The organism is Streptomyces sp. NPDC005266 (genome assembly GCF_040607655.1).
Classification (GTDB): Bacteria; Actinomycetota; Actinomycetes; order Streptomycetales; family Streptomycetaceae; genus Streptomyces.
Window position 1 is genome coordinate 425186 of the sequence record NZ_JBEXHC010000005.1, and the last position, 16441, is coordinate 441626.

The 16441-nt window shown below is 72.6% G+C and carries 11 protein-coding genes; 8 read left to right on the forward strand and 3 right to left on the reverse strand.

Annotation, left to right across the window (positions count from 1 at the left end; genetic code table 11):
• Positions 1 to 3 precede the first annotated feature (3 nt).
• The 6 genes from ABZU99_RS13140 to ABZU99_RS13165 all read left to right on the forward strand — a co-directional run bounded on the left by ABZU99_RS13140 (position 4) and on the right by ABZU99_RS13165 (position 6572).
• Positions 4 to 1722, forward strand: coding sequence for an alpha-amylase family glycosyl hydrolase (locus ABZU99_RS13140; RefSeq protein WP_356046911.1), 1719 nt, complete (start codon positions 4 to 6; stop codon positions 1720 to 1722).
• On the forward strand, positions 1703 to 2740 hold the full coding sequence (locus ABZU99_RS13145; protein ID WP_355938961.1) for a LacI family DNA-binding transcriptional regulator: 1038 nt from the start codon (positions 1703 to 1705) through the stop codon (positions 2738 to 2740). The genes ABZU99_RS13140 and ABZU99_RS13145 overlap by 20 nt, the downstream gene beginning before the upstream one ends.
• Positions 2741 to 2801: 61 nt before the next feature.
• A complete protein-coding gene (locus ABZU99_RS13150) occupies positions 2802 to 3701 on the forward strand; it encodes a phosphatase PAP2 family protein (protein WP_356046909.1) in 900 nt (299 codons plus the stop codon).
• 196 nt (positions 3702 to 3897) lie between these two features.
• Positions 3898 to 4686 carry a Cof-type HAD-IIB family hydrolase gene (locus tag ABZU99_RS13155; protein WP_356046991.1) on the forward strand — a complete coding sequence of 263 codons (789 nt, stop codon included), beginning with the start codon at positions 3898 to 3900 and terminating at the stop codon, positions 4684 to 4686.
• An 84-nt stretch (positions 4687 to 4770) separates the two neighbouring features.
• Positions 4771 to 5916 (forward strand): threonine synthase, encoded by a 1146-nt coding sequence (locus ABZU99_RS13160; protein WP_356046907.1) that lies wholly within the window; start codon positions 4771 to 4773, stop codon positions 5914 to 5916.
• Positions 5913 to 6572, forward strand: coding sequence for a PAS domain-containing protein (locus ABZU99_RS13165; protein WP_356046905.1), 660 nt, complete (start codon positions 5913 to 5915; stop codon positions 6570 to 6572). Before ABZU99_RS13160 ends, ABZU99_RS13165 begins: the two co-directional genes overlap by 4 nt.
• Before the next feature lie 13 nt (positions 6573 to 6585).
• Here ABZU99_RS13165 and ABZU99_RS13170 read toward each other — a convergent pair whose 3' ends face one another.
• Together ABZU99_RS13170 and ABZU99_RS13175 are read right to left on the reverse strand one after the other, a co-directional pair.
• Positions 6586 to 8133, reverse strand: coding sequence for a hypothetical protein (locus ABZU99_RS13170; protein ID WP_355938949.1), 1548 nt, complete (start codon positions 8131 to 8133; stop codon positions 6586 to 6588).
• A 6-nt stretch (positions 8134 to 8139) separates the two neighbouring features.
• Positions 8140 to 10281, reverse strand: coding sequence for a hypothetical protein (locus ABZU99_RS13175; protein WP_356046903.1), 2142 nt, complete (start codon positions 10279 to 10281; stop codon positions 8140 to 8142).
• A 185-nt stretch (positions 10282 to 10466) separates the two neighbouring features.
• On the opposite strand from ABZU99_RS13175, the gene ABZU99_RS13180 reads away from it, so the two are divergent.
• Together ABZU99_RS13180 and ABZU99_RS13185 are read left to right on the forward strand one after the other, a co-directional pair.
• Positions 10467 to 11573, forward strand: coding sequence for a hypothetical protein (locus tag ABZU99_RS13180; protein WP_355938943.1), 1107 nt, complete (start codon positions 10467 to 10469; stop codon positions 11571 to 11573).
• Entirely contained in the window at positions 11570 to 12742 is a 1173-nt protein-coding gene (locus tag ABZU99_RS13185) for a hypothetical protein (protein ID WP_356046900.1), read from the forward strand. The genes ABZU99_RS13180 and ABZU99_RS13185 overlap by 4 nt, the downstream gene beginning before the upstream one ends.
• 44 nt (positions 12743 to 12786) lie before the next feature.
• On the opposite strand, the gene ABZU99_RS13190 is transcribed toward ABZU99_RS13185, so the two are convergent.
• Positions 12787 to 16023: a bifunctional [glutamine synthetase] adenylyltransferase/[glutamine synthetase]-adenylyl-L-tyrosine phosphorylase gene (locus ABZU99_RS13190; protein ID WP_356046898.1), complete on the reverse strand. Its 3237-nt coding sequence runs from the start codon at positions 16021 to 16023 to the stop codon at positions 12787 to 12789.
• Positions 16024 to 16441 lie beyond the last annotated feature (418 nt).

Consider the following 16441-nt stretch of genomic DNA (forward strand, 5'->3'; position numbering starts at 1 on the left):
GCCATGACCCAGGAGCTCACGACCTCCCGCCAGGCCGACCCGGTACGACCGTCCGAGGCGCTCGGCTGGTGGCGCGACGCCGTCATCTACCAGGTATACGTGCGGTCCTTCGCCGACAGCGACGGCGACGGGATCGGCGATCTGCGCGGAGCCAGGGAGCGGCTCCCCCATCTCGCCCGGCTGGGCGTGGACGCCATCTGGCTGACCCCCTTCTACGCCTCCCCGCAGGCCGACGGCGGCTACGACGTGGCGGACTACCGCGCCGTGGATCCGCTCTTCGGCACCCTCAGCGACGCCGACGATCTGGTGCGCACCGCCCATGAGCTGGGGCTCAAGGTGATCGTGGACGTCGTCCCGAACCACACCTCGGACCAGCACCCGTGGTTTCGCGGCGCGCTCGCGGACCGGCCTCGGGGGGCGGCCCGCGAGCGGTACCACTTCCTCCCCGGGCGGGGCGCGGACGGCGAACTGCCGCCCAACGACTGGGAGTCGGTCTTCGGCGGCCCCGCCTGGACCCGCACCACGAACCCGGACGGCACCCCCGGCGAGTGGTATCTGCACCTCTTCGCACCCGAGCAGCCCGACCTCAACTGGGACTGCCCCGAGGTCCGCGAGGAGTTCGATTCGGTGCTGCGCTTCTGGCTGGATCTGGGCGTGGACGGATTCCGTATCGATGTCGCCCACGGCATGGTCAAGGCCGCCGGGCTGCCCAATATCGGCCACACCGAGCAGGCCAAGCTCATCGGCTCCCAGGTGCTGCCGTTCTTCGACCAGGACGGGGTGCACGAGATCCACCGCTCCTGGCGCCGGCTGCTCGACTCCTACCCCGGCGACCGGATCGGCGTCGCCGAGGCATGGGCACCCAGCGCCGAGCGGCTCGCCCTCTACGTCCGCCCCGACGAGCTGCACCAGGCGTTCAACTTCCAGTTCCTGAAGTGCCCCTGGGACGCGGCCGCGATGCACGCGGTGATCGACGAGTCGCTGGCCGCCACCGCCTCCGTCGGCGCCCCCACCACCTGGGTGCTCTCCAACCACGACGTCGTCCGGCACGTCACCCGCTACGCCACCGACACCCCGGGGCAGGGCCTGCGCCGGGCCCGCGCCGTCGCCCTGCTCACCCTCGCGCTGCCCGGCTCGTCCTATCTCTACCAGGGCGAGGAGCTGGGCCTTCCCGAGGTGACCGACCTCCCGGACGAGCTGCGCCAGGACCCGGCCTTCTTCCGTACCTCCGCCGACGGACAGGACGGGCAGGACGGACAGGACGGCTTCCGCGACGGCTGCCGGGTGCCGATCCCCTGGACCCGCTCGGGCGAGTCCTGCGGCTTCGGCCCCGGCGGCAGCTGGCTGCCGCAGCCCGGCGACTGGGCAGAGCTCTCGGTCGAGGCGCAGACCGGCGACCCGGCCTCTACGCTGGAGCTGTACCGGGCCGCGCTCGCGCTGCGCCGGGAGCTGCCCGGCCTTGGCGACGGGCCGATGACCTGGCTCCAGGCCCCGGAAGGGGTGCTCGCGCTGTCCCGTCCGGGCTTTGTGTGCACGCTGAACACCCTCGGGGAGGAGGTCGAACTGCCGGTTCCGGGGCGCGCGCTGCTGTCCTCGGCGCCGCTGGCGTACGGCGCCGGCCCGGCGCCCGCTACCGTGCGCATTCCCGCTGATTGCTGCGCGTGGTGGGCAATTCGACAGGCGACCGGTACAGTCCAACCCCATGACCGCACGGCTTGCTGACATCGCAGCCCAGGCGGGGGTCAGCGAAGCCACCGTCAGCCGCGTCCTCAATGGCAGGCCGGGGGTGGCCGCCGCCACCCGCGAATCCGTTCTTGCCGCCCTGGACGTCCTCGGCTACGAGCGCCCGGTCCGGCTGCGGCAGCGCAGCGCCGGGCTGGTCGGACTGATCACCCCCGAACTGGAGAACCCGATATTCCCCGCGCTCGCCCAGGTGATCGGGCAAGCACTGACCCGTCAGGGCTACACCCCGGTGCTGGCCACCCAGACGCCCGGCGGCTCGACCGAGGACGAGCTGACCGAGATGCTGGTGGACCGGGGCGTGGCCGGGATCATCTTCGTCTCCGGGCTGCACGCGGACACCTCCGCCGATATGCAGCGCTATGACCAGCTGCGCGGCCAGGGGGTGCCGTTCGTCCTGGTGGACGGCTACTCGCCGAAGGTGCGGGCGCCCTTCATCTCGCCCGACGACCGGGCGGCGATGCTGCTGGCCGTCACCCATCTGGTCTCGCTCGGGCACACCCGGATCGGGCTCGCGCTCGGCCCCAAGCGGTTCGTCCCGGTCCTGCGCAAGATCGAGGGATTCCAGAGCGCCATGCGCGACCGGCTGGGGCTCGCGCCCGAGGAGTCCGCGGAGCTGATCGAGCATTCTCTCTACACCCTGGAGGGCGGCCAGGCGGCGGCGTCCGCGCTGATCGACCGGGGCTGTACGGCGGTGGTGTGCGCGAGCGACATGATGGCGCTGGGCGCCATACGGGCGGCGCGGCAGCGAGGTCTGGGGGTTCCTCAGGACATCTCCGTGGTCGGCTTCGACGACTCCCCGCTGATCGCCTTCACCGATCCGCCGCTGACCACCATCCGCAAGCCGGTCCAGTCGATGGGCCAGGCGGCGGTGCGGGCGCTGCTGGAGGAGATCGGCGGCACCCCGGCGCCGCCCAGCGAATTCGTCTTCCTCCCCGAACTGGTGGTCCGCGGCTCCACGGCCTCCGCGCACGGCAGCCCCTCACGGGCCGGGACATAAGAGGCGAAGAACCGACCTGAGGCCGATCCGCCGGGGACCGCGTCTGGCAGACTGTTGCCCTATGGGTGAAGCGACGATCAGGACTCCGGCAGGCCGGACGGCCACCCCGTCACCCATCGAGACGGCCGAGGCGCATTCGGCGCGACACCGTATCTGGGCCGCCCAGATGGCCCGGGCGCGCACCCCGCGAAGGCCCCGGCTCTGGTTCGAAATCGTCCTGATCGCCGTCAGCTACTGGACGTACTCCCTGATCCGCAACGCCGTCCCGGAGCAGCGGTCCGAGGCGCTGCGCAACGCGGGCTGGATCTGGGAGTGGGAGCACCGGCTCGGCATGGCCTTCGAGCGTGGCGTCAACCATGCGATCGACTCGGTCAGCTGGCTGATCGTGGGCATGAACTACTACTACGCCACGCTGCACTTCATGGTGACCATCGGCGTGCTGGTGTGGCTCTACCACTGGCATCCGGGCCGCTATGCCGCCACCCGGCTGGTGCTCTTCGCGACCACCGGGGTGGCCCTGCTCGGCTACTACTTCTTCCCGCTCGCCCCGCCCCGGCTGATGAGCGGCGGGCACTTCATCGACACCGTGGTGGTCCACCGCACCTGGGGCTCGATGGCCTCGGGGAACCTCGCGAACATGTCGAACCAGTACGCGGCGATGCCCTCGATGCACATCGGCTGGTCGCTGTGGTGCGGCCTGGCCATCGCCATGCTCGCCCGCCCGGTATGGGTGCGGATGCTGGGGCTGCTCTATCCGACGGTGACTCTGCTGGTGATCGTCGCCACCGCGAACCACTTCTGGATGGACGCGGTGGGCGGTGTCCTCTGCCTCTCCTTCGGCTTCGCGCTGTCGTACGCCTGGTACGGCTCGCTGCCGTACCGGCTGCCCAAGCAGGTGACCGGGCGGCGGCCGGCAGTCGAGCGGGAGAGGGAGCGCGAGGGCGAGCTCAGGACGGCCTGACCGGCCGTTCCCCCGTGCCACCGGTCATGATCTGCACGGTTTGATCGTCCTTGCCCGGGCCGCCATTCTGTTCCGGGTGTACACAGCCGACGCTTCCGTCTCAGCCACCGTGTCCGACACCACCGGCACCACTGGCACCACCGCGCCCACGGGCGCCTTACTCCCCCACCCCCGCACCGCGGAACCCCGCTTTCCGCTGGTGGCCACCGATCTCGACGGCACGCTGCTGCGCAGCGATCTGACGGTCGCCCCGCGCACCCGCGCGGCGCTCGCCGCCGTCCACCGCGCCGGGTCACGCCATCTCGTCGTCACCGGGCGCCCGGCCGCGTCCTGCCGGGAGTTCCTGGTCGCGATCGGCTACCGGGGGCTCGCGGTGTGCGGACAGGGCGCACAGCTGTACGACGCCGGTGCGGACCGGCTGCTGGTCTCCGCCGCGCTGGACCGGGAGCTGGCCCGGTCGGTGGTGGAGCGTACGGAGGAGGCGCTGGGCGCGGGACCGCTGGAGCTGGCCGTGGTCACCGCCGCACCGGAGAACCGCTTCGTGGTCACCCCGCGCTTCTCCGACCGGCCGCGGACCGGATCCGAGGTCACCGAGCGGGAGAAGCTGTGGTCGGAGCCGATCGAGAAGGTGCTGATGCGCCATCGGGAGGTGCCGGACGGCCGGGTCGCGGCGACCGCGGAGCGGGTGGGCGCGGGCGAGGTGGCGGTGACGCACTCCGAGAAGGGCATGATCGAGGTGCTGCCGGCCGGGACCGACAAGGGTGTGGGGATGCAACTGGCTGCGGACCGGATGGGGTTCACGCCCGCTCAGACCATCGCCTTCGGCGACATGCCGAACGACATTCCGCTGCTGTCCTGGGCCGGGTACGGGGTCGCCATGGGCAACGCCCACCCCGATCTGCTGGCGATAGCCGACGAGGTGGCGCCCGGTCATGACGAGGACGGGGTCGCGGCGGTCCTCGAGCGGCTCTTCCCCCGTACTTGAGCGCCGCTGGAGCGCCCCACCTCACCCTTGACGAAAGCTACACAACTAAACAGAATGTCCAAGGTGCGAGCTGAACCTCATTACGTGGATGAGCGCTCCGGCGCCTCCTACCCGCTCGACGAGGACCGCTGGCGGGGTGACGACGGCGCTCCCCTCACCGTCTCGCCCCTGCCCGGCATCACCCGCGAGGAGGTGGACACCGGGGCCCGGTCGTTGTGGCGCTACCGAGCGGCCCTCCCGGTGGCCATCGACGCCCCGGTGTCACTGGGTGAAGGGTGCACCCCGCTGGTCGAGAAGGACTGGGGGGAGGGTCGGGTTCACTTCAAGCTGGAGTGGTTCAGCCCCACCGGCAGCTTCAAGGACCGCGGCACCAGCGTGATGATCTCGCTCCTCGCGCGGCGCGGCGTGCGGGAGGTCATCGAGGACAGCTCCGGCAACGGCGGCGCCTCCGTCTCCGCGTACTGCGCCGCGGCCGGCATCCGGGCCAGAATCCTCGCCCCCGCCTCGACCTCCCCGGCCAAGGTCCTCCAGAGCCGGGCGTACGGCGCCGAGGTCCGACTGGTGCCGGGCGACCGGGACGCCACCGCGGCCGAGGCACTGCGCCAGTCGGCGGGTACGTACTACGCCGGCCACAACTGGCACCCCTTCTTCCTCCAGGGCACCAAGACCCTCGCCTACGAGCTGTGGGAGGACCTCGGCTTCACCGCCCCCGACGCGGTGGTGACGGTGGCCGGCGCCGGCTCCACCGTCCTCGGCTGCGACCTCGGCTTCTCCGAGCTGCTGGCGGCCGGCCAGATCGCCCGCCGCCCCCGGCTGCTGGTCGCCCAGCCCGCCAACTGCGCGCCCCTGTACGCCGCCTTCCGCGCGGGCACCGAGCATCCCGTCCCGTTCGACCATGCCCCGACCATCGCCGAGGGCACGGCCATCCGGCAGCCCGTCCGCTTCCCGGAGGTGCTGCGCGCCATCCGCCGCTCGGACGGCGACATGGCCGGCCTCCCGGAGGAGGCCATCGCCGCCGCGGTCCGCCGGCTGGGCGCGATGGGCCTGTACGCCGAGCCGACCAGCGCGACCGCGGCCGCCGCGATCGACGTCTTCCGGGCCCGGGGCGCGATCCGCCCCGGGGAGACGACGGTGGTGCTGCTGACGGGCTCGGGGCTGAAGGCGGCCCCGGCGATGAGCGCGCTCTTCGGCGGCGGCTCCGGCGGCGGCGAGCGCGAGGAGCCGCGATGACCCCGGAGCGGGACGACGGGGGCCGGGTCCCCCTGAGCGAGGACGACCTGCTGCTGCGCGAGGCCGAGAAGATCGTCCTCGCCATCGGCCGGATGTTCCCCGGGCTGTGCGAGGTGGTCCTGCACGACCTCCGCCATCCCGACCAGGCCATCCGCGCCATCGAGTCCAATCTGTCCGGCCGCGCGGTCGGCGACCCGGCCACCGAGCTCGGCCTCGCCCGCATCCAGGACCCCGGCTTCCCCGGCATCGTCCAGAACTACGCCAACAGCTTCCCCGACGGCCGCCCGGCCAAGAGCACCTCGATCGGCATCAAGAACAGCGCGGGCACCTACATCGCCGCGATCTGCCTGAACCTCGATGTGTCCCTGTTCGCCAGCGTCGCCCGGAGCCTCACCAACCTCGTCCGCACCGACGAGCAGGAGCAGCCCCTCACCGAGACGCTCCGCGCCCGCACCGTCACCGAACTGCGCACCGTCGTCGAGGAGTTCGCCGCCGCCCGCGGCCACACCCCCCGCAGCCTCGGCACCCCCGCCAAGAAGGAACTCGTCCGCTCCCTCAGGACCAGTGGCTTCCTCCAGGTGAAGCACTCCGTCCAGGTCGTCACCGAACTGCTCGGAGTCTCCCGGGCCACCGTCTACAACTATCTGCGCGGGTAGCGACGAAGTCGCCTCAGTTCGTGGCCGTGCACTGCTCCGTGGGTGGGGTGCCGTCCGGCCAGGCGAGCTTCTCGAACCGGATATGGCGCTTCGGGTCGGGGGACAGCTTCACGATGGCCACGGCCTTGTCGTACGGGGTTCCGTAGCCGTCGAGGCAGATCCAGCCGCCGGCTCCCCGCACCATCTGGTCTCCGTGCAGCCGCGGCCACGCCGCCGCGATGGACCTCAGGTCCGGCACCTGGTCCTTCCTGGTCGTGCGGTTGCGGATGCCGGCGACAGCGGTCATCGCGGAGTCGTGCATGGTGATCGTCCTGCCGTCGGGGATCCGGGCCGGGCCGATGTCGCCCGCCGGGGAGGACTTCCCGCCGCGGACCAACTCGCTCAGTGCCCTGAAGTCATCGGCCGAGCCTCCCGTCCGCGGAGGATTGCCGGTGGTCCAGGCGTGCTCATGGGAGATGGTCGCGTACTCCACTGTCAGCCCGGCACCGTAAGTGAACGCGTCCCAGTCCATCGTGGGGTCGTACGCCAGCGTCGAGGCGCCCGACACCGTGACCACGCGGTAGTGCTTGTCCGCGCATCCCCGTTTGCCGAGTGCGCTGATCAGCTGGGCGAGGGCGGGGGGACGTCCGGAGAAGTAGACCGTGGTGGCCGGGGAGTCACAGAGGTTGTTGACCATCTGGACGAAGTCGCTGGGGATGACCTCCGAGGAGTCGTACTGCTCGGAGTACGGGGTCCCCTTGGTCTCCTCGTGGAAGGCCTTGCGCAGCGACTTGGCGTAGAGGTCCTCCGCATGGGTGTCCTCCACCAGGAAGGTCTCCTGCGGTGTGACCTTCAGATGGTGGGTGAGCGCCCGGGCCTGGTCGCGGTTGGAGGGGACGATCTTCGCCAGCCCCGGATACCTGCGGGGGTGCTCGCGGTCGTTGCCCAGGTCATCGGCGGTGATGGGGCCGCCGACCACCGCGATGCCCTTGTCGTTGGTCAGATAGTCGATGGTCCGCTCGGTGCGTGTGACGCTGAGGTTGAAGCCGAAGACCGCGCGCAGCCGGTCCTTTCCGGACCGCGACGCCGTGGCGAGCTGGTCCGACACCTCCTTCCAGCGGGTCATCCGGTGGCCGGGATTGGCGAGCACGAGGCGGATCGGCGGAACGTCGGCACTCTCGTGGTTCGCCCGGTACTGCGCGAGATAGGCGCCCTGGACCTCCCGTACCACCTGGGCGCGCTCCGCCGCCTCCTCCTCGGGGAAGGTCATCGGGATCATCAGGGCGATGGTGGCGTAGGGGCGGTCGCCGCCGGTGACCTTCTTGTTCTCCGCCTTGATCCGGTCCGATACCTGGCGCAGTTCGGGCATGAAGGCGTAGCCGCCGTCGGTGACGCCCGTGCACTCGCTGTCGCCCTCGCGCTTCTCGACCCCGGCCGCGCAGGAGCGGTCGGGCCGCAGCAGGACGATGCCCACGGCGACGAGGCCCAGGACGAGCACCACCACGAGTGCCTGGTTCAGGCGGCGGCGGATCGGGGGAAGGGCGGCATGCCAGTTTCGGATCGCGATGAAGGGATTGGCCATCAGCTGCTACCTTCCGTCGACCGGCAGATCAGGGGCCTGCACCCCGTTCACCAGGGCATCGATCCAGCCACCGTCGGCGATGGCGTCGACATACGCGTTGTACCCCCGCTGGGGCCGAGGGCTGTTGCCGTAGTCGGCGCAGAGCACCTCGAGGGTGGTGCGGACATGCACCATGTCGGTGTCCCGGTGGCCGGGCGGCACCGCGGACAGCGGCGCGGAGAGGCGCCATACGATGGCCAGCAGTCGCCGGATCGCGGCGTGCACACGCTTGTCCGCGTCGGTCCCGCAGGAGGAACACGCCGGCAGGCCCGCCGGGTCGGGAGGATCCTCCGGGGCGAATCCGGCCCATGCCGGGGGTGCGGCGGCGGCAAGGTTGAGATCGCTCAGCCATTCGGCGGGGGTGCGCCGGAGATACCGGTGGTGCATCGCCCGCACCACCAGGGTGTCGATCCGGCCCTGGGCGAGCGCGTGATGCAGATACCGCGGCTCGTGCTGTTCCGAGTCGTAGAGGCGCACATCACCGGCGTTGTAGTGGGCGGCCAACGCGGCGTGTATGCCTGACCAGCGCCCCTCGTCGGCCCCGGCTCTCAGCTCGTGCAGCAACAGCGCGCGCAGCGCCCGGTCGGTGACCAGCGGGGTGTCTTCGTACCGCTCCGGCGGCCAGGGCCGGTGGTTCCAATGAGGCCGCTTGAGGGTGGAGTCGAGCAGCCCTCTGACGCGCAGGTCGGGGGTCTCGCCGGGCAGCACGGAGGGAGCCAGGCGCAGCAGCCGTTCCGCGGCCTTGGAGTCGAGTGCGGGCGCGACGCGGATCACCTCCTCCCGTACGGCGTCATCCGGCAGCGATCGCTCCAGCAGCCGCGCGCCGACACGCGACGGCGAGTCGGGGGACGGAAGCGACAGCAACCGGTCGAGGACGAAGGGCTCCGGCTCACCCAGCCGCCTCCTCGCGGCGCGGGCGAGCAGCAGGGCATCGCCCGTACGGCCGCCGCTGAGCCTGCCGATGACGGTCGGAAGGGCGGGAGGGCAGGCGGTGTCGCCGAGCATGGCGCGGATCTCGCCGTCGGTGACCCGCGGGACACCGAGTCGCAGCAGCCAGGACCGCGGCGGGCAGCGCTCCGGAACCGTCCAGTGCGCCGCGTCGGTGGTGGGCGCGAGCCCGGGGCCCGAGCCATTCCCGAGGGAGGTGGCGAAGACGATGGGGAGCATGACCCGTCCGCGGCCGCTCCACTCCCCGGTGGCCTGCGCGTACTGGGCGACGAGCGGGTCGAGAAAGCGCTCCCGCAGCGCCTGGTCCACATTGTCGAGCAGGATGAGCGACGGATGCTGGGTCTTGCGGGCCCAGTAGCCGTACGCGCCGTTGATGTCCGCCAGCAGCGCGGCGATCAGATGCGCCTCCACCTCGGCACGGTCCAGTCCGCGTCTTCGGAACTTGCGGACCAGCGCGAAGAGCCGCTGCACGGCGTCGCCGTCCAGATGGTCCAGCCGCGAACGCCACCACGTCCAGCGGCCCCCGTCGCCCTCCCGCGCGAGCAGGCTCTCCGTGGCGGCGCTCAGGACCTCCTGGAGGCCGGGCACCCCGGGCAGCAAGCCCGCCGCGACCCCGCCCAACGCTTTCAGCCAGCGCCCGATCACGTCTTGTCGCGCCTGAGGAGCGGGATTCGGCTGGGCGAGGAGGGAACGGAGCTCCTCCTCCGCGGTCACCAGCTGGGCGGGCCACACCTCCTCGCCGTCCGGCGCCTCGGGCCGCCAGGCGGTGAGGACCAGCAGCGCGGGCGAGAGCCGCGGGAACGCCACCGTGCGACTGCTCCCGTCGCGCTCGTAGCCGAGCTGGTGGGAGACGGTGAAGAGCAGGTTGGTCACGGGGGATGCGTTCGCGGTGTCCAACCGGTCGCGGTCCCCGTGGTCGACGGCCGAATACGGGGCCTCCGCGAGGTCCACACAGGCGGTCGGCACAAAGGCGTGGTATCCCTCGTAAAGCGCCCTGATCAGGGCCGTCTTGCCGGTGGCCCGGCCGCCGACGACCTCCACGACGGGGTCACCGGCTGGAAATTTCCGCTCCACCCATGGGCCTCCACCCGGCGGCATGCCGATCAAGGCCGGAGCCAGCGTCTCCACGACACGGCTCAGGTTGTACAGGCTGCTCCTCATCCACGCCCCCCGTAGCTCGCCCACCCAGCCGCTATACCCCCGTGGAATGTGCGCTATGTACGGGCGGCCCGGCCGGGACAAAAGCTGCCACCACGGCTGGTTGCGGGCACCTCCTCGCCCCCCCTGACCGGCTGAGGTACCCGCTGGGTAGGATCGGCGGCCCACACGGGGGACAGGGGTGAAGGATGCGGGCGAAGGGACTTCTCCGCGGGCGCCGCAAGGCCGCGCTCGCGGGCGCCACCGCGCTGCTGCTCGCCGCTGCCGGGCTCGGCACCTGGGCCGCGGACAGCTGGCCGTTCGACGGCAAGGACCGCTACTGCTGGGGCGCTTGGGAAGAGGACAGCGGTCCCGACTTCCTGGGCGAGGCGGCGTTCTACGACGGCAACGGCAGCCGTACGTCCGAGGAGACCGCGCCGACCCGGCAGCGGCCGGCCGGCCGGTGCACCGTCGCCATCCGCTCCTCCTACGAAAGCGGCAGCAGCGGCAAGAACGTCACGGACACCGAGGTCACGGTCACGTACGGCCCGGCGCCCAAGGACGCCGCACGGCGCATGGAGTGGCTCGACGACTACCTCGGCGACCGTGCCATGCCACTGCCCGACGGGCTGCCCGGGGCCACCGACGGCAGCCATGCGCTGCTGGTGCTGCCCAAGCGGTGCGACACCCGCGACGGCCGGCCCACCGCCGTCACGCTCGACTCGGACGCGCAGACGAGCTGGAGCGACGGGTCCATGCCGGGCAACGCGGGGCTCGGTGGCTCCCGCTCGGTGGCCGAGCTGCTGGTCTCCGCCGCCAACCGCGGGATGCGGGCGGCGGATTGCGCCCCGGCCACGCCGCTGCGGGTCACCTCACCGGTGCTCACCCTGCCCGAGAAGGACGAGTTCGTCTTCTCGCGTGCGTGCCGGATCAAGGGGATGGACTTCGAGCGGGAGACGGCGGCGGACCTCGAGTACCAGGTCGGCGCGGTCACCCGGGATCTCCAGTCCTGTTCGGTGCGGACCGACCGGGGCGCGGGCCGGTTCTTCGACGCCCTGATGATCGCCCAGCCGAGGCTCGCCGCGCTCCTCGACGGGGCGACGGGCAGCAAGCCGCCCGCAGGCGGCTGGCGGGGCACCGGGGTCTTCGCCGACACCTACCAGGTCGTGCGGGCCGACTGCGCCGACCGGCCCGTCACCCTGCTGATGCTCGCTCCGTCCGTGCACCAGATGAGGCCGTACTTCACCGCCTTCACCAACGCCGTGACGCGACGCCTCGGTTGCGCGCCCGTCGCCCCTGGGGGTACCGACCGATGACCGGCACCGAGAACACCGGCAGCGAACACGACGACGCCGCCGGCCGCGAGGACCACGAGCCCGCCCGGCCCCGCCCCTGGTGGCACTGGCGACAGCTGACCCGCGGCCGGGTGCGCCCCGCGCTGGCCGCCGCCGTCGCCGGGGCGCTGCTCGGCGGCGCAGGCGTGGCCTGGCAGGCGCAGGCGGGCCCGTTCGCCGCGGACGACCGGGCCTGCTGGGGCGCGCTCGGCAGCGGCGATGTGGCGACGCTGTTCCACGGCAAGACGGACATCGAGACGTCCGAGGTGCCCATCAGCGAGGACCGCATCGGCAGCGACGGCCCTTCGGGCTGGTGCCGTCTGAAGTCGCCGCGCGGCCACCGGGTCACCATCCAGGCACACCAGCTCGACGCCCGGTTCGGCGGCGCGGGCGACCAGTGGGCCGATGAGTATCTCTCCGCCCGGCTCACCCCGCTGGGCGGCGGGCTGCTGGGCATGGCCTCGGACACCCGGGCCTGGCTCGCGGTGCCGGACGGCTGCCTCGGCAGGGCGGACGAGGACGAGGGCCCCGTCGTCATCGACATGGAGGCGGGCTGGACGGTCTACGACGACGAGGTGGACACCGCGGAGCGCGCCCTGCTCGCCCGCGCCGTCGTCAAGCTCGTCAACGGCTTCATGGCGGAGAAGGAGTGCGAGGGCACCATCGCCGACCCGGTCGACCGGATGCCGAAGCCGGCCCGGTTCCTGGACGAGAAGCCGGACGCGCTGTGCGGCATCAAGGGCCTGCGCCTGCCGAAGGCGCGCGAGGGCGACCTGTCCCTCCATCGCCCCCTGATCACCCGGGGCGCGGGCCCGGTGCGCACCTGTGACCGCGATGTGCTCTTCGACCATCCCTCGCTGCGGCTGATGACGTCCGAGGACCCCCGGCTGGCCGCGCTCTACCAGCGGCTCTCCCGGGCGGGCGGCAAGCGGTTCAAGACCGCCGGCGGCGAGGGCGGATCCGGCTTCGTCCGTGACGACATGGGGCTGTTCCAGGCCGAGTGCCAGACCGGGGAGGTCACCTTTCTGGTCCGGGCGCGCGACGCGGAGCACCCCCGCGACATCCGCGCGCTCCTCCCCCGCTACGTGGCCGCGGAGGCCGACCGCATCGGCTGCGGCCCGCTGCGCATCACCCTGCCCGCGCCCGGCTGAGGACACCCGGCGCGGTGGGTCGGCGTCATCCCTCGTAACCGGCGTCATCCCTCGTAGTCGTAGAAGAGCCGCTCCATCACGGCCCGCGCCCGACGGGTCGTACGGCGGTAGTCCTCCAGCATCTCGCCCACATGGCCCGGCGGGTAACCCAGGTAACGGGCCACCGCGGCCAGCTCCCGGACGTCGCTGGGGAAGGTGTCACCCGGGCGGCCGCGTACCAGCATGACGCCGTTGCGCACCCGGGTCGCCAGCACCCATGCCTCGTCGAGGGTCTGGGCGTCGTCGGTGTCGATGAGACCGGCGGCGTGGGCTGCGGCCAGCGCCTGGCGGGTGCGGGTGGTGCGCAGCCCGGGCTCGGCCCAGCCGTGGCGCATCTGGATCAGCTGGACGGTCCACTCGACATCGCTGAGCCCGCCGCGACCGAGCTTGGTGTGGGTCGTGGGGTCGGCGCCGCGGGGCAGCCGCTCGGACTCCATCCGGGCCTTCAGCCGCCGGATCTCGCGGATCGCGTCCTCGCCCAGCCCCCCGGCCGGGTAGCGCAGCGGGTCGATCAGCTCGACGAAGCGCTCGCCGAGCCCGGGGTCGCCCGCGACCGGCTCGGCACGCAGCAGCGCCTGACTCTCCCAGACCAGCGACCAGCGGCGGTAGTAGGCGGCGTACGAGCCCAGGGTGCGCACCAGCGGTCCGGACTTGCCCTCGGGGCGCAGATCGGCGTCGATGATCAGCGGCGGGTCCGCGGTGGGCAGCTGGAGCAGCCGCCGCATCTCGTTGGCCACGGCGAAGGCGGCGCGCGAGGCCTCCTGTTCGTCGGCGCCCTCGCGCGGCTCGTGCACGAACAGCACATCCGCGTCCGAGCCGTAGCTCATTTCATGGCCGCCGAAGCGGCCCATGCCGATCACGGCGAAGCGGGTGGGCAGCTCATCGCCCCAGGTGTCGCGGACGGCGGCGCGCAGGGCGCCCGCGATGGTGGCGGCGTTGATGTCGGAGACGACGCCGCCGACCAGGTCGACCAGCGCCCCCGCGTCCGGGGGCGGCTCGGCGGCGGCGAGAGAGTCGGTGGGCCGGGCGGGCACATGAGGTTCGGAGTCCCGCAGGGCGCTGGGAACCTCTGGGGTCTTCGCCTGCGCCGGGGCGGGCGCGGTGGGGGCTGCGACGGTGGTCGCGGACGCGGGCTCGCCGCCCGGCGGCGGCCAGCTCACGGTCGGGTGGAGCGCGCCGTTCGCCAGCCGTGCGCTTTCGATGATGTCCGCCGCGACCGTACGGAACAGCTCCCGCCGCCGCACCCCGCGCGCCACGGCGACCGCCTGCTCCGCCCCGTCGGCGCGCCCCACCGCGGCCAGCACCTCCTGCTCCAGATGGGCCCGGCCGCGCGGGCGCAGCCCCTCCGGGTCGCCTAGCAGGGCGACCGCCTCGGGGGCGCGCAGCAGAAGATCGGGGGCGAGCCGGCCGGCGGACAGCACCCGCGCCAGGTTCTCCGCCGCGGCGCCCTCGTCGCGCAGCAGCCGCAGATACCAGGGGGTCTTGCCCAGGGCGTCCGAGACCTTGCGGAACCCCAGCAGCCCGGCGTCGGGGTCCGCCGAATCGGCGAACCAGCCCAGCAGCACGGGCAGCAGCGTCCGCTGGATCGCCGCCTTACGGGACACCCCCGACGCCAGGGCCTCCAGATGGCGCAGGGCGGCGGCCGGGTCGGCGTATCCGAGCGCCTCCAGCCGCTGCCCCGCCGCCTCCGGGCTCAGCCGGGTCTCACCGGGCTCCAGCTGGGCCACCGCGTCGAGCAGCGGCCGGTAGAAGAGCTTCTCGTGCAGCCGCCGCACCTCGCGCGTGTACCGTCGCCACGCGGTGCTCAGCTCGGTCACCGGCTCCGTACGGAACCCCAGCGACCGGCCCAGCCGCCGCAGATCCGCCTCGTCCTCGGGCACCAGATGGGTCCGGCGCAGCCGGTAGAGCTGGATGCGGTGCTCCATGGAGCGCAGAAAGCGGTACGCGGCGTCCAGCGCGGCGGCGTCGGAGCGCCCCACATAGCCGCCGGCGGCCAGCGCCGCGAGCGCGTCCAGCGTGGTGCCGCTGCGCAGGCTCTCATCCGACCGGCCGTGCACCAACTGCAGCAACTGCACGGCGAATTCGACATCGCGCAGCCCGCCGGGGCCGAGCTTGAGCTCCCGGTCGATCTGGGCCACCGGGATGTTCTCGACGACGCGGCGGCGCATCTGCTGGACGTCCGGGACGAAGTTCTCCCGCTCGACGGCCTGCCAGACGAGGGGGTCCACCGCGTCCATGTACGCCTGGCCCAGGGCGGCGTCGCCCGCGACCGGCCGGGCCTTCAGCAGCGCCTGGAACTCCCAGGTCTTGGCCCACCGCTGGTAGTACGCCAGGTGGCTGGACAAGGTCCGCACCAGCGGGCCGTTGCGCCCCTCGGGACGGAGGTTCGCGTCGACCGGCCAGATGGTGCCCTCGACGGTGACGTCCGAGCAGACCCGCATCAGCCGGGAGGCGAGCCGGGTGGCGGCCTGCATGGCCTTGGCCTCCTCCACCCCTTCCACGGCCTCCGCCACGAAGATGACATCCACGTCCGAGACGTAGTTGAGCTCCCGCCCGCCGCACTTGCCCATCCCGATGACGGCGAGCCGGCAGGCGGCGGCGTCCTCCGGCTGCTCCTCGGCCGCGATCTCCAGCGCGGCCCGCACGGTGGCGGTCGCCAGGTCCGCCAGCTCGGCCGCCGCCTGGGTGACATCGGTGGTGCCGCACACATCGCGCGCCGCGATGGCCAGCAGGGCGCGGCGATAGGCGATGCGCAGCGCGTCGGGGCGCGGCAGGTCCGCCCCCGCCGGACCCCAGACTCCCTCGGCCAGGGCCTGCTCGAAATCCGGCGTGGTCGGATGCAGATCCGCCGGCTCGTAGGTGACCAGGGCATGCCAGTCCTGCGGATGCCGGGCGAGATGGTCACCCAGCGCCTCGGAGGCACCGAGCACCCCGAGCAGCCGGTCACGCAGCGGCTTGGCGGTGACCAGGGTGTCCAGCAGCGCCTGCCGCGAACCGGCCCGCTGCCCGCCGTTCTCCCCCTCGGCCCCCTCCTCGGGCAGCGCCTCGACGAGCCGCACCAGCCCGCGCAGCGCCAGATCGGGATCGGCGGTCGCCCCGAGCGCCTCCAGCAGCACCGAGTCGGTCCGCACCCCGGACAACTCCGGCGCGTCCAGCAGCCGCTGGGCGGCGGAGGCATCGGTGAAACCGTGCCGCAGCAGCCGAGTGACGTTGCTGCTCCTGCGTCCCTGCGGTACGGCCATGCCGCCGCCTCCCGTCCCTGCCGTGATCAAGGCTCGCTGAGAGCCTAAGCGACCCCGCCGTCGAAAGGGCAGGTCCGGCGGGGCAGGGCCGGAAAACCTGTTGCCGCCGCGCGGCGGCTCGCCTTCATCGGGCTTCCCCTGGACCCCGGCGCACGAGGAGGAACGCGCCGGGGCCCGCCATGCACGGCCGGCCGGCGCACTTCAGGGGGAACGGGGAGGGATGCGCCCACGACGCCTTCGCCGTGCGTACGCCCGGGGCTTTTTGCCGGGCTGCGGCTGCCCCGAAGCCAGTAGTCGCCCGACCGGCGGCCCAGGGTGAAGCCCGCGAAGCCCCACGCAAGGAGCCCGCGCACGTCAGCCCCCACGCAAAGAGCCCGTGCACGTCAGCCCCAGGGCCAAGGAGCCCGTGCACGTCAGC